This window comes from Sphingobacterium sp. LZ11T8, from assembly GCF_024261425.1.
GTDB lineage: Bacteria > Bacteroidota > Bacteroidia > Sphingobacteriales > Sphingobacteriaceae > Sphingobacterium.
Map to the genome: position 1 here is coordinate 1 of NZ_JANBZY010000001.1, position 14,937 is coordinate 14,937.

The 14,937-nt window shown below is 39.6% G+C and carries 11 protein-coding genes and 1 tRNA gene; 6 read left to right on the forward strand and 6 right to left on the reverse strand.

What is annotated here, in order from left to right; all coding sequences use genetic code 11:
• The first annotated feature begins 271 nt into the window (after positions 1-271).
• From NLF99_RS00005 to NLF99_RS00025, 5 genes are all read left to right on the forward strand, one after another.
• Positions 272-1,138, forward strand: a complete 867-nt coding sequence (locus NLF99_RS00005) for a bifunctional transcriptional activator/DNA repair enzyme AdaA (protein WP_254526312.1) — start codon at positions 272-274, stop codon at positions 1,136-1,138.
• Entirely contained in the window at positions 1,125-1,727 is a 603-nt protein-coding gene (locus NLF99_RS00010; RefSeq protein ID WP_185210700.1) for an alpha-ketoglutarate-dependent dioxygenase AlkB, read from the forward strand. Before NLF99_RS00005 ends, NLF99_RS00010 begins: the two co-directional genes overlap by 14 nt.
• A gap of 107 nt (positions 1,728-1,834) precedes the next feature.
• Positions 1,835-3,469 carry an ABC-F family ATP-binding cassette domain-containing protein gene (locus NLF99_RS00015; protein WP_254526313.1) on the forward strand — a complete coding sequence of 545 codons (1,635 nt, stop codon included), beginning with the start codon at positions 1,835-1,837 and terminating at the stop codon, positions 3,467-3,469.
• A 16-nt stretch (positions 3,470-3,485) separates the two neighbouring features.
• Positions 3,486-4,025 carry a dihydrofolate reductase family protein gene (locus NLF99_RS00020; protein WP_254526314.1) on the forward strand — a complete coding sequence of 180 codons (540 nt, stop codon included), beginning with the start codon at positions 3,486-3,488 and terminating at the stop codon, positions 4,023-4,025.
• A gap of 220 nt (positions 4,026-4,245) precedes the next feature.
• A complete protein-coding gene (locus NLF99_RS00025; RefSeq protein WP_254526315.1) occupies positions 4,246-4,770 on the forward strand; it encodes a hypothetical protein in 525 nt (174 codons plus the stop codon).
• A 73-nt stretch (positions 4,771-4,843) separates the two neighbouring features.
• Here NLF99_RS00025 and NLF99_RS00030 read toward each other — a convergent pair whose 3' ends face one another.
• From NLF99_RS00030 to NLF99_RS00040, 3 genes are all read right to left on the reverse strand, one after another.
• Positions 4,844-8,008, reverse strand: coding sequence for a TonB-dependent receptor (locus tag NLF99_RS00030; RefSeq protein WP_254526316.1), 3,165 nt, complete (start codon positions 8,006-8,008; stop codon positions 4,844-4,846).
• Positions 8,009-8,482: 474 nt separating this feature from the next.
• The gene (locus NLF99_RS00035) at positions 8,483-9,946 is read right to left on the reverse strand and encodes an LptF/LptG family permease (protein ID WP_254526317.1); all 1,464 of its coding nucleotides are present in this window, start codon (positions 9,944-9,946) and stop codon (positions 8,483-8,485) included.
• Between the two features lie 206 nt (positions 9,947-10,152).
• Positions 10,153-10,530 carry an START-like domain-containing protein gene (locus NLF99_RS00040; RefSeq protein ID WP_093098723.1) on the reverse strand — a complete coding sequence of 126 codons (378 nt, stop codon included), beginning with the start codon at positions 10,528-10,530 and terminating at the stop codon, positions 10,153-10,155.
• Positions 10,531-10,856: 326 nt separating this feature from the next.
• On the opposite strand from NLF99_RS00040, the gene NLF99_RS00045 reads away from it, so the two are divergent.
• Positions 10,857-10,930, forward strand: a tRNA-Met gene (locus tag NLF99_RS00045).
• A 224-nt stretch (positions 10,931-11,154) separates the two neighbouring features.
• On the opposite strand, the gene NLF99_RS00050 is transcribed toward NLF99_RS00045, so the two are convergent.
• The 3 genes from NLF99_RS00050 to NLF99_RS00060 form a co-directional block, all read right to left on the reverse strand.
• The gene (locus NLF99_RS00050; protein ID WP_254526318.1) at positions 11,155-11,559 is read right to left on the reverse strand and encodes a hypothetical protein; all 405 of its coding nucleotides are present in this window, start codon (positions 11,557-11,559) and stop codon (positions 11,155-11,157) included.
• A 161-nt stretch (positions 11,560-11,720) separates the two neighbouring features.
• Positions 11,721-12,710: an ABC transporter substrate-binding protein gene (locus NLF99_RS00055; protein ID WP_254526319.1), complete on the reverse strand. Its 990-nt coding sequence runs from the start codon at positions 12,708-12,710 to the stop codon at positions 11,721-11,723.
• A 50-nt stretch (positions 12,711-12,760) separates the two neighbouring features.
• Positions 12,761-14,929 carry a TonB-dependent siderophore receptor gene (locus NLF99_RS00060; RefSeq protein WP_254526320.1) on the reverse strand — a complete coding sequence of 723 codons (2,169 nt, stop codon included), beginning with the start codon at positions 14,927-14,929 and terminating at the stop codon, positions 12,761-12,763.
• Between the last annotated feature and the right edge of the window lie 8 nt (positions 14,930-14,937).

A 14,937-nucleotide genomic window follows, 5' to 3' on the forward strand; every position in this document is an offset into this window, starting at 1 on the left:
TCCGTATTTTGTCGTAGCATAAGATTAGGATTTATGTTGTTATTTTGGTTATATAAAAATATAAACAAATAATCTTATGCTATCTCTTTGTATTAGCACGTCCTAGATACAAACATAAGGCCTACAAATATGGACAGCTTCCCCGCGAAATAATGATCTAGTCCAAGCTCCCATCCCGAACATGCAGCTCCAAACCTAATATTGTTCTAGCTTCTTTGTAAATTAGCAAGATTCGGATTTTTATTGTCCCGATCAGTACGGAAATTTGAATATGGAAAAGACGCAACAAGAGTTAAACTATGACCGTATCGCCAAGGCGATACAGTTTATCCAGGATCACTTTCAGGAGAAACCTAGCCTAGAAGAGATAGCGGAGCATGTTCATTTAAGCCCTTTTCATTTTCAACGATTGTTTTCGGATTGGGTCGGGACCAGCCCAAAGAAATTCCTGCAATATACACAGGTCAACTACGCCAAGAAATTGTTGAAGGAAGAAAAACGGACCCTTTTTGACACCCATATCTTGACTGGTGTTGGCAGTACCAGTAGATTGCACGACATGTTTGTTCAGATCGAAGGGATGACTCCAGCAGAATTCAAACAAGGTGCAGAGGGTCTGTCCATTGCCTATAGTTTTCAGGGTAGTCCTTTTGGAAAATGCCTGATTGCTTCCACAGAGAAAGGAATCTGTTACCTCGCTTTTGTCGATGATGATTCTGCAGGATTGGAAGAGTTAAAACATTCCTTTGAGAACGCAACTTTTATCGCTGAGGAGCAAGCCATCCATCGGGAAGCCCTATTGATATTCAATCTGGAAGATTCTTCCTTAAAACGCATCAAACTGCATTTAAAGGGCACGTCCTTTCAACTGAAGGTCTGGCAGGCCTTACTGTCAATTCCTTTAGGGAAATTGAACTCCTACAAGGAAATTGCGGAAAAAGTTGGCCAACCTACCGCATCAAGAGCTGTGGGAACAGCAATAGGAAGCAATCCGATCGCTTACTTGATACCATGCCACCGTGTAATCCAGACTTCAGGACAAACTGGGGGATATCGATGGAATCCACTGCGAAAAACACTGATGCTAGGTTGGGAATTTGCAAAGACCGATAAAGAAAATCAACATGAAACTATTTAATACGGCCAATCCAAGTAAAAACCTGTTGCCCTATGACGGGACTGTATATTACTATGGAAGAATCTGTGATCCCGATAAGGGCTATTATGAAAAGTTATTGCATGGCATTAGCTGGAAAAATGACCAAGCGGTCATCTTTGGCAGGCATATAGAAACCAAGCGCAAGGTAGCATGGTATGGTGATAAACGATTTGAATACAGCTATTCCAACATACAGAAAATTGCTGAACCATGGACAGCGGAGCTACTTGAACTCAAGGAAATGGTAGAAAGAGAGTCTGGAGAGACTTTCAATTCCTGCCTGCTCAATCTATACCATGATGGCTCAGAAGGGATGGCATGGCACAGTGACGGCGAGAAGGACCTGAAAAAGCATGGAGCCATCGCTTCCCTGACTTTTGGTGCTGAACGTAAGTTTTCTTTCAAACATAAAACCTCCAAGGAGAAGATTGACCTTTACTTGGAAGATGGAAGTCTGTTGATCATGAAAGACCAGACCCAAGACCATTGGTTACATCGGCTTCCTCCTACCAAAACGGTACATGGGGCGCGAATAAACCTCACCTTTAGGACGATAGAGAATGCATAGGTCATGAAAACTATGCATTAAAAATAAAAATCCTATATTTGCAGTACCAATAATCAAAACAGGATATATGTAATACCCAATTTCTTTCCGAAAACAATTAACAAAGCATGTGCATGCTTATGTATGGTTTTATCTTCAAAGCGAAAGGAATTATGGTCATTATACAGAACGCAACATATATTCATCCCAATAAAGACATTTTATTTCAAGGCCTCCATCTGGCAATCAATAAGCATGAAAAAATTGCTTTGATAGGCAATAACGGTGTAGGCAAATCTACTTTACTCAAAGCCATCGCTGCTGAGCTAAAGCTTACTTCTGGATCGATCTATTGTGAAAGCATCCCCTATTACATTCCACAATTACTGGATAGGTACGATGGCATGAGCATAGGCCAAGCTTTGGCCATCGATGGAAAATTAAAAGCATTACAGGCTATACTCGATGGTCAGCTGGACGAGAACAATTTCGAAATCCTAAATGACGATTGGTCTTTGGAAGAGCGGGTGCAGCAAGCCTTAAGCCGATGGAATCTTGCAGGATTGCATTTAGATGAGCCGTTCAACAACTTAAGTGGCGGTCAAAAGACCAAAGTCTTTCTTGCAGGCATCGACATCCATGAACCAGAATTGATCCTGATGGATGAACCCAGCAACCATCTTGATCTGGAATCACGAGAACAGCTATACCAGTTTATTGAAAACTGCAATAAGACGCTTTTCATCGTGAGTCATGATCGTGCTTTACTGCGGTTAATTCCAGAAATGGCCGAAATGAGCAAGACCGGAATTTCACGATTTGGAGGGAATTACGATTTTTTCGCAGAGCAAAAGGAAATAGCTATCAACGCATTGGATCAGGATGTCAAATCCAAGGAAAAAGAATTGCGAAAGGCCAAAGAAAAAGAGCGAGAAGCCTCAGAAAGGCAGAACAAACTGAATGCCCGCGGTAAGAAAAAACAGGAAAAGGCAGGTATCCCCAAAATACTGATGGGCGGTTTAAAAAATAAGGCCGAAGGAAGCAGTGCAAAACTGAAAGGAGTACATCAGGAAAAGATTTCAGGAATCCAGCAAAATCTGAGCAGCCTCCGGGCAAATTTACAGGACATCGACCAAATGAAATTTGGATTTGAAGAATCAGGCCTACCCATTGGAAAAAACCTAGTGGAGCTGAAAAATGTCAATTTAATAATCAATGGCAAAGAACTCTGGAAACTGAACGTAAATTTTCAGCTCCAATATGGAGATAGAGTTGTCATAAAAGGCAATAATGGTTCCGGGAAAACCAGTTTGATACGGTTAATTCTTGGGGAGATGCCAAGCTATTCGGGCGAATTGAAAAAAGCGGACTTCAGCTTTGTGTATGTTGACCAGACCTATTCTATGGTCAGGTCTACAAATTCCATTTATGATATAGCCCAGTCCTTTAATCAATCCGGTTTATTGGAACATGAGGTAAAGATCAGATTGAACCGTTTCCTTTTCCCTAAGGAAAGTTGGGAAAAGAGCTGTTTGGTCCTCAGTGGAGGAGAGCGAATGCGCCTGTTATTATGTTGCCTAAACATCAGCAGCAAAGCACCAGATGTCATTATTCTAGATGAGCCAACAAACAATATCGATATACAGAATATGGAGATATTAACTGCAGCTATACGCTCCTACCAAGGAACCTTAATCGTTGTCTCACACGATCAGTATTTTTTGGAGGAAGTAGGCATACAGAAGAACATTAAGCTAGACTAAAGCAGAAAGGAAAAACATGAAAAAAATTATTTATTATGTGGCTTCGTCCATAGATGGATTTATTTCCGGAGAAAACGATGATGTAAGTGGATTTTCCTATGAAGGAGAGGCCGTAAAAAGGTATTTGGAAGATCTAAAAGCATTCAACCATGTAATGATGGGCAGGAAGACCTACGAATTTGGCTATCAATTCGGAGTAAAACCAGGTGATCCCTCTCCTACCTATGCACACATGACCCAGTATATCCTTTCCAATAACCTGGAATTTGAAAATAAACATGGACAGGTCAGGGTTCTTCCCTTGGATGTTGAACAGGTAAAGCGTCTGAAACAAGAAGCAGATACCGATATCTATTTGTGTGGAGGTGGGCAATTGGCGGGCTGGTTGCTCAGTAATGAATTATTGGATGAAGTAAAGATCAAGCTCAATCCAGTAATAGTTGGATCAGGAACAAAGTTATTCGAAGGTATTAAAAAGAATTACGGATTAACCCTTTTGGGCGATGAAAAATATGAGCATGGAATGAAAATCCTACTTTATTCCATCGATTATTAAAAATGCGAAATTTAATTTCCGAAATATTTTATTTCTTAAAAGAAAATATACATTTTTGTGCCGAGCATGGTTAACTTATTTTGGGAATTTAAAATATAATAAGTCAAACAAAAAATAAGACATAAGTGTTTGATTGTAAAACACTTTAGCTTAAATTTGATTTAATCAAATATACATTAACCAGCTTACCAGTAACAATAACCAAATTTGGGATATTAACATGAAAGGAAGATTTCTACTCTTTATTATTATTGGCATCCTTGTAGGATGTAAAGAGGAAGATATGTCCCCTCTTGAAGGTGAGTTTGACAAAGCCCTATTGGAAAAGTACATTTGGAAAAATGATATCCTGATCGATGAGGTTTTTACGGACAACAGTAGTCCGGAACATTACAACCGAGTAACCACTTTAAGCTTTACCGCTACGCAATACAGCCATACCGTTCAGGACTCCGTCAAGGAGTCGTCCCTGTTCAGGGGTAAGATGGATCATGAAAGGACAGCTAGCAGGATTTCAGAATATTGGGGAGATTATACCTTCAACGGACAAGATTCAACCCTGGTCTTTTCATATCGCGTCAATGAAAAGCTGTTCAACAGATTAAATCTTTCCAGTGATTCGTTGATTATTTATAATACCTATAAAATCATCAATCTATCCGAAGATGAGCTGACCCTGAAATTGACGAATGATTCGGTCATGCACGGTTATAATCCAGTAATGACATATAAACCGATAAAGTAATCGGTATCTAAATAGCAAAAGGAGCTAGTGATCAGTCGCTAGCTCCTTTTTTATTGTTGTTTAATGCTTTCAATTAGAATGCATATCGCAATCCTAATTGGATTTGATATGGGCTTCCATTCAAGTTAGACACCCCTACATTAGAAGACATGTTGTACACATACTCTTGTTTTGTAGCATCAAAACTTTTGATACTATACAGGTTTTGTTTACCCAAGTTGTTTCCAACTCCCCATTCTTTGTTCAGAAGGTTAGCAACGTTGAAAATATCGATGGATGCTTCAATACCATGAGTTTTGTAGAATTTGAATTCTTTAGCCAAATGAAGGTCGAATACACCGTAGAAACCATTGATACCGCCATTTCGCTCTGCTACTTTACCTACATTGTTTTGGATATAATCTTTGATACTTTGTTCAGCATCCGGGTTGTTTAAGATAGCATTGATTCCAGTACGGATATTATCAGGAGTATTATTGCTATTCGGATCGAAAACATAGGCTAGATCATTCGAATTCACGAAATCCCCATTGACATTTCCTTGGACCGCCATGGAATATCTCGTTCCTGCGATACCACTATAGCGCAATCCCATGGAAACACCCCACATGGATGGCAATGTTCCATAAAACACTACTTTATGACGGTATTGGTTATCGGAATATGTCATGGTACTCAAATCACGGGGATCATCTTTTACCATTAACGATAGGGTCGCTGAATTGGCCACATTACCATTGTAAGAGGTATTATCTTTCGAATCATTCCAAGTATATGACATAGTCACTTGTCCATCTTTAAAATAGCGGTAAGTACCATCCACAACCACGGTATAGGTATTGTTTTTACCCTCGCTGTTCATTTCCAACACACGGCCCACTTCCGTTGTTTTTCTGCTGTTAACCCAGTTTGCTGCACCGTTCTTAGGATTAATGCTACTTGCCGGAACATATACCCCTCTGTCACCTTCATTTTTCAGGCGGAACATCGGCTCATCAACCATATTGCGGTCAACATACATGTAATTATTTCTTCCCCAGGTACCAAAAGCTGACACACCCACTCTTAAAGAAGGAGTGAAAAAGTGGTTCAGGGAGATATTGGCCTTATAGATCGTTGGCACTTTAACATCCTTACTGTTGGTGTTGATGGTTACCAATTTTTCTACGCCCGGTTGATTTAATAGATCTTTCCCAGGAGCTGAATTTGGATCTTTCCTGTAGTCTTCAAAATTAGGTCTTGGCATCAATCTCGGGTCTGTGATATCAACCCCGGCAATGCGTGTTCCATCAAACAACATATTGTTCAGCATGGAATAAGGGTTTAAGGCCGACCCGAATACACCTCCACCAAAACGGATGATATTCTTTCTTTCTTCATTGACATCCCATGTAAACTGCACCCGTGGTTGGATTTGGAAAGTATTGATTCCATTGTCCGTTGTAATTCCTAATTCATCATAAACCACCTGATTGAAGTTAGCTTTTCTTAGATATTGGGTATTATCCAAACGAAGACCGGCAACCACATCTAAGCCTCTAGCGATCTTTGCTTCCATCTGTCCATAGATACCGACAGCTAAATTATTGACCTTGGTGGTTTCCTCATCTGTAATATATACATCACGGGCATAACGATAAGGAGTTAGGTTTTTAAAGTTATCCATTCCGGTGAAGTAGAATCTACCATTCATTTCACTACCGTAGCGAAAATCCATATTGGTATACATGATATCGGCACCAAAGGTGTATTTGATCTTTTCCGTGTTGAAATAAAGATTATTTACAGCTTGGATCATGTTTCCATGAAACCATTCAGGAGAAAAACGTTGTCCTCCAATCTGAATGCTGTTGAAATATTCTTTCTCGCCATCTTTAGATTGCACATTTTCAACAATAGCACGCGGGATACTTTGATCTTGGCCTATGCCGTTGACATTATGGAAAACATCAGAGCTTTCGTAGAAATGTTGCACCTTGAAATCATTGGTCAATCGAGGACTGATCGATGTTCTCAAGGAAGCCATTAAGCTATTGTTAATGTATTTACGATTCATGTACGATTCGTAAGCGTTGATACCTGAATTATCCCCTTCTTGATTATTGTCTTGGTCGTAAACAAAGTTATTACGGATGGTCAACAAGTTTTTATCATTGATCTGCCAGTCAATCCTTGCGAAGGCAGCATCACTTTTCTTCTTTTTATCGAAGGCACCGAATAATCTGTTTGCATCGGCACCATATTGGTTTTGAGCGATCTGACTGAAGGCATCCAGGGTTTCTTGGGTTACTTTATAACGGCCGATATCCGCTGCGTTCTGGATATCCGCGATATAGAGAGGTCTTGAATCCGTTTGATGATCCCAAGCCACAAAGAAATGTGCTTTATCTTTAATGATCGGTCCACCTAATGAAAAACCATATTGATAAGTGGAGAACTCTTGGGTTCTTGGTGTTCCGTTCAGGTTATACTTACTGGATAACCAACCCGTTCTTGCAAATGTAAATGCACTCCCGGTCAAGGTATTGGTACCTGATTTGGTAACCGTAGTTACACTACCTCCCCCGCTTCTTCCATAAGTCACATCATAATCATTGGTTACCACCTTAAACTCACGGATGGCTTCCATGGAAATTGAATAAGCTCCACCACTGTTACCACCTGCAACGGTACTTCTGGAGTTCATCCCATCAACGGTAAAATTGGTTGAGGATGCACGTTGTCCGGCCAGGTTGGTTCCTGTACTCATTGGAGAAAGATCAATCAATGAAGAGAAGTTACGGCCATTTACCGGCATCTTTTTAAGTTCGTTTGCAGTGATTGCCGTAGAAGCTCCTAAAGATCTGATCTTGTTTTGTAGACCTTGACCCTGAACTACAATTTCATCAATGGTATTGGATTCATTGGTCAGCTGAAAGTTTACATTTAATTCATCGCCATAGTTTAATCGGAAATCAGTTTGTTTCTGTTCCTGAAAACCTAAATGGTTTGCTGTTACGGTGTAAGGAGCACCCAATGGCAATTGTTGAAAAGAATAGTTACCGTTTTGATTGGTTACCGTTTTTTGAGTAAAACCGGTGGATTCGTTCCGAATAGTGATTGTAGTGCCGCTTAAAGGTTCAGCACCATCGGTGATCTTTCCTACAATGGTCGCTTCGGTACTTTGCGAGAAAGCATGATAGGGAACTGAAAAGATGAGGAGTAAAAAGAGCCAGGCCCCAAAAATGTTCTTAAGCATAATAATTTTTTACGTTTAGTTTGATTGTTAACTTCATACTTGTTAACTGGACAATTAAATTGGTCACGAAAATATTGAGAGGATGTTTTCATATGATTAAGGCTTGATTAAGAAATATTTAATTCTCCTTATTTTTCATTCATTTAGTGTCGTTATTTCGAAAAAATAGTTTCAAAATCCTTTAATTTAAAGCGCTTTAGATAGTTAATAAATACTTAACCTGCTGCTTTTAGAATGTTTTATTGTGGGATTATTCTTGTATCGAGGATGATTGATTGTAACGGTGTTTGAACCTGGATGCCATTCGGAAGGGTTCAGAGCACAGGATGGGAGGATGGACCAAGAACATCTTTTCAATTGGTCGCTGGAAAGTCCCCAATTTTGATTAGTCGTATCGAATATACCCGCTTGGAAATAAAAAGAAAAAGGAGTTGTCTGGGTAGACAACTCCTTCTGATTTACTCGTAATTATTATTAAGAAGTAGTACTTTTTGTTTCTTTCTTTTTTTGGAAAAACCCTGATATCTTATTCCAAATAGCCTGGGCTTTCATCTTATACTGATCAGCATCGAACAAGGCGGAGTCTGAGGTCGATTTATAGGTCAAAAAGATGGCTAATGGCGTCAATACTATTATGGCCATCCACATCCCCCACATCGGCGTCAGGCTTGCATCCTTCGCTGCTTTCTCTGCTAAGGTCGCAATAACATGGTAGATCAGGAAAAATATAATGGCCATAACGACGGGAAGTCCCAGACCACCCTTTCGGATAATCGCTCCTAATGGCGCTCCGATTCCAAAGAGTAAGAGACAAGAAACGGCCAAGGTGAATTTCCTGTGCCATTCTATATCGTAGCGGATATCCTTTTCAGCATACGGGGTAAACTCAGCGTCTCGATTGACAGCCATATCCTTAATTTGCCTGGCTTGGCTCAGACCATTGTTAATGGCCATCCTCAACTGCCCGTTCTTATCTAGATCAGGCAAAGAAACCTTCGCTGCAGTCCTTCCAGGACTGTTTTCCCTAAAATATGGAGAATAATAATTGACATAGCGTTTGGCTTCGCCAGCATTGACCAACTCTAAACTATCGATATAGACTCGATTAGAATCAGAATAGAGCCGCAATTGCTTTAGGTTCAACATTTGATGGTGGGATTTGAATAGATCCTGGTCGGTCCTATTCATCTGAAAACTACCCATGTCAAACTTAGTGGTTGTTTCTTTGAACCTGAATCGTGTAAATTGTTGCCTAGGGTCATAACGTTTGGCGTTTTCAACCCGCGCATCCTCATATCGCACACCATCCTTTAATTCAAGGACCATGTAATTATTATCAGCTGAATTTTGGATAAAGCCTTCTTTGGCAAATGTCACATTGCTCGCCGTTCCTCCAGAAGGGTGCTCATAGATCATCAGATCTTTCAAGGTGGTCCCATCTTCACTTTTTCCCTTTGCACGGATACTATATCCCGGAATGGTATTGTTAAAAACCCCAGGTTTGATAAAGAAATCCGCTTTTTTCTTACGGACATCATATAACAGGGAGCCCATTTTCAGGTTTACCACCGGAAGGATATAATCTGAGAAGAAAAAAGATCCTGCACTGAATAGTCCTACCACAATAAACAATGGGGTCATGGCTTTACGAAGAGAAACACCGGCAGCCTTAATGGCCACGAGTTCATAACTCTCCCCTAAGTTACCAAAGGTCATGATGGACGAAAGAAGCATGGAAAGTGGAAGTGCCATAGAAAGCTGTACGGCACATTGGTAAGCCAAAAGCTCTAAAATTACATACCATTGAAACCCCTTTCCGATAAGGTCATCGATGTACTTGAACAAAAACAGCATCAACAGTACAAACATGACAATAAAGAAAGTCACCAAAAAGGGCCTAATAAATGCTTGTAATATGAGTAAGTTTACTTTTTTCATGTAATTTCAATAGGACCATTTGACAAAACTCTTTGGAAAGAGATGGTCTTGTTGCAAAGATACACTTTTTGTGAACTCAAAAATGTTAGAAAAAAGTTAATGTGGCCGTAAAAGTGGTTGTGTGCAATCCTTTCCAAAAGACAAGTATGGTCAGGATATAAAGAGGCCCCCAAAGAATATTTAGAGGCTCCGTTTATTAAGTATTTCTATGCTCCGATTACCCTTTGCAGGTAACCGATAGAGTTATTCCAAATTAGTTTTCTATCGTCCAAATTATCTTCTTTCACATAATCTGTAACACTCAATGCTACATCATTGGTCAATTCATCTTGAATGATTTCAATTTCGAAGAAATACGGTTCATCATCCAACCATTTGAACTTTACGCTTTTGTTTTCTTTAGTTGCAATCAACTTAGCGCGGTGGGATTCATTGTCCCAAATAAATTCATAAATACCATCGTGATAATTCACATCATCTGCAAACCATTGAGCAAGCTCATTTGGCTCCTGAAGGTAAGGAAAGAGGATTCTAGGTGAAGAATTTAATACATATTCTAAGTTTAATTTAATCTTTTCTGCCATTTGATATGTATAAGTAGATCTTAATATTTTTGTTAGTACTCGATGTGCATGTTTTACATGCTACTTTTTGTAAGTATAATGAATAAATCCGTTATTCAAAAAAAACTACAAAAATCTTTTATTCACAAAAACAGCATTATTAACAGTGCAGAATTGCTCCAGATCAAGATGACTGCGGAAATTTAGGTTAATTTCCCTTGAGGCTATCTTTTTGAATATAAATTGATTGTAGCGATTATGCTGAAAATTGAGGATTTGAAGTCTAAAATTGTATAAAATTTTCTTTGATAATTATTCCTTATTGCTATCTTTGCATACCGAAAAACGGCGGGGTAGCTCAGATGGTTAGAGCGCAGGATTCATAACCCTGAGGTCGGCAGTTCGATCCTGCTCCCCGCTACTGGAAAAAAGCTCATCTTACGATGAGCTTTTTTGGTATTTAGTAGAAAGTATTTAAACGTAGGGTGGAAATAGAGCTTTGCTATATTTGATTTAGGGAAAGATCTTACATCTTCCACTAACTCAACCGCTTGCAATTCTGCCGCTAGCCGAAGAAGACCTTCTTCGATCTTTTAATTGAGGTTGGTGAGGATTTTTTACCCAGAATGGTTTGGGTATTGATTCTTAATCTTTCTGTTCCTTCTCCAATTCTTTGATTCTTCTTTTCACCTCTTTTCTAAATAGGATACTTTCTTGAAAGTGTTTCTTCCTCAAGAATTCCAATAAGTATACGGTCAAAGCTCCTCCAAAAATCGCGATCCCTATCTCGGATAGGACATCTAAAATAATTCTATCGACAAATTCGCCAAAGGCATCATCATCAAAGAAATAGCGAAGGAGTCTCACGGCGATGGTTAGGCCAAGGCCTAGAACAAAGAAATATTTTAAGAATTTGGCTTGAAAGATGGATTGATTGACCATGGAATCCAGTTCTGCTGGATTTTTTCGATAATATGCCACGATTTCATCCGTAATGATGGGTTTTTCATTCCTGAGGGCGGATTCAAGGATTTTATCTTCAATATTCATCTTATCATCAATCTTTAAGAATATAAAGGATTTAAATTTTAAAAGGTTTGCACACTTGGAAAATCAAGTCCTTGTAAAAATAGAAAGCTCGATATACATCGAGCTTTTTTCTATATGTAGAATATAGGCCGTAATGGACTATATGTTGTTTTTCCCAATCTTTAAAGCAATTCCACCAATCTTTCAGACTTCTCGTTTCCATATAGTTTCTGTAAGACCTCAGTAATCCTTTGCGCGGTCTGGGCACTATCACCTTGGTAAGCCCATTCATTGATCAGTGCTGCTGTACACAAAGCCTTTAGGGTATGTGGATTGTAAAAGAACATCGGATCGAGGTTAAAGATCTGTTTGTTTTTAATTGCGGTAATTCCTGCAAACTCCTTACGGTCATAAAAAAGGTTTGGGCTATCATTCCACATGACGATCATATCAGGGTTCCATTCTATCAATGTTTCAGGATTAATGGTAGGGAATCCGACTTCATATGGACAGACATTTTCAACACCTGCCATGGTCAGGCAAGAATGCATCATCCCATTTATTCCGGTAGTAGAAAGGATCCTTCCGTAAGCACCCGTAAAATATACCCGTCTCTTTTCATTTAATCCTGCAACTTCATTCTGCATTCTGTTCACTTCCGATTTTGTATAGGAAACAATCTCTTTGGCCCTATCCTCATTACCTGTCAGAATGCCAATATCTTCAACCGTTTTATAGACCTCCTCCTCAGAGATTGCATTCAAGGCGTATACTTGTACACCTGCATTACGAAGGGTTTCGATCAAATCTTTTTGGGTTGAAGCGGCAATGACCAAATCCGGTGAAAGCTCAATGATATTTTCAATATTTCCTTGGTTGTTCAAGCCCGGTGCAGGTATTTTTCTCTCTGCAATCTCTGCACTCATCTTTGAATAATAAGGATACAGTTCTTGGCTCATGTAGACATCATTGAAAATACCTACCAAAGACTTCTCAGCACCCAAAACAAATAAAGCATCCAAACCTGGTTCATCCAGACACACGATTCGTTTCACAGGTTTGTCAAGATTAATTTTGGCCCCCAAGGCATCTTCTACCATGATAGCTGATTTAGCTTCTTCTTTTTGGTTGTTTTGTGAAGTATTACAAGATACCATTAGGAAAACCAGCATTATTCCTAATAGGTTTGTTATTATCTTAATTGAATTTATCATGTTGTTGATTATAAATTAACACGTAGGGAAAGTCTTGCATGGATTGGCGCCATCTGTACCCAATAGTACATATCATTTGCCCCATTTCTCCATGCTGTAGAATACATTTTCCGGTTCAATACATTATTTACGATAAGGTTTATTTTATATTTTTCGTTATTCCAGCCAGCACCTACATCCAATCGGAAATTATCTTCCAGGGGTTGCGAACTGGCATTAGGGAACCTTTCTGTCCTTCCCATGAGTAACTGGTAACCGGCAGATAGAGAAAAGCCGCTAAGCTTTGGGATAGGTAAATAATAGTTCAGCCAAGTATTCTGAATATGCTTCACCAAATTGGGGGTTGCTCTTCCAATAAGCTCTGGGTTATATTCATCCTCCGTAATTTCTGAATCCGTATAAGCATAGTTGACAATGGCATTCAGTCCTTTGGCAAGCTGCCCTTTCATATCAAATTCGAAACCTTTGGATTGGCTCACACCTGTTTGATAGATCAAGTTAGAAGTAGGATCGACAGAAACAAGTTGATTACGTTCGATATGGTAAACGGCCAATGTTGTGTTCCATCTTCCTTCGGACCAATCGCGTTTGAAACCTAGTTCATAATTGATACCTCGGATAGGTTCCAATGCATTCCCATCTACCGAGATACCCGATTGTGGTAAATAAGTGCGGTCATGCAAGAAATATAGGGAAGCATTTTTAGTCAAGGCATAGTTTATGCCTAGTCTTGGAGTCAACACCAAGTCATCGGTTTCTGTTTTTGCACCATAGTCTGTAGAGTTTCCTTTTGATGCTGTCAATCGCAATCCAAGGGTAATCCTTAATTTATCGTTTAGCATGCTCAATTCATCCATGGCATACACGGATGCATAGAACAGTCGTCTTTCAACAATATTACCCTCAGAATAGAAATCATTCTCAGAGGCAAAGTCACCACCTATGCCATTATTCATGATGGTCGTTGAATAGACCGGATTGGAAATGGAAAGTGGATAGACCGCTGTAGCAGTTCCCCAGGTATCCCGGCTGTTGGACGATTTATTATTGATATCGACTCCTGTAATGAAATTGTGTTTTAGACTTCCGGTATTGAAGTTCCCGTTCAGATAGAATTGGGTAGAGAAGACATTGTACTTATTGGAATCATAGACCAGATTACGATCAAGGATATCTGGATTTTGCTTATTTGCACCATTTACCCAAAAAATGGACCCATCATAGCCCATCTTGATATAGCTGGCTTTTGCAGTGAATTCCCAATTGTTTTTAAAGCTATTCTGATAGGTCAGGAACATATTGTGATCACTGCCCGAAAAAGGACGGACGCTTGGGTCGGTTATGGTAAAATCTACAGGCAGGGTACCATATCCGTAAGGAGACATCTGAGCCTCACTCAACAACAAATAGTTCAACTGCTGATAGATATATTCTGCCGTTATGGAGGATTTTTCGTTGATTTGGTACTTTAGGGATGGCGCAAAAAGAATCCTGTTGTTTCGATCATGTTCCATAAAGCCATTGGCTTTCATGCCCATCAGGTTCAAGCGATATTGAAGCTTTTCTGCTCCATCAAACTTCCCATCCAAGTCAATTGCTGCCCGCATTTGGTTAAAACTCCCCATCAGCACATCGATACTTCTCCGGGTCTCGCCTGTTGGTTTTTTAGTGACTACATTGTAGGATCCTGCTGGATCGCTCATGGCATGCATAAAACCGGCTGGACCCTTCAGGAATTCTACCCGATCGATTACCGCAACATCATCTCCAATTGGGCCTTTTCCCAAAGGTCTAAGGTCCACTCCATTTCTTTGAGCTGAAATATAGCCAGCCCTGGAATAGATATCAGGAGATATACCATTATGCAGTTCTTCACGCATGGTACCACTGACATTTCTGGTCAGGCTTTCGTTTAAATTGGTTACAGCTTGATCACGGAAAACCTCGCCATCTAAGATCTGAATATTTTGGGATGTGTTTAACAAGGAAGTTCGAAGCCTTAATCCCTCCGACATCTCCTTGATATTATAGCGTTTGTAATATTTTGAATTGACTTCTACCTCCTCGACCTGATAAACCTTTAAGGTATCGGGAGCTGTCTGATCTTGATTTTGAGCCTTTAAAATAATCGGCACAATAAAACATATTCCTAAAAAGAGATTTTTGTTAGTTAGCATAGAAAATG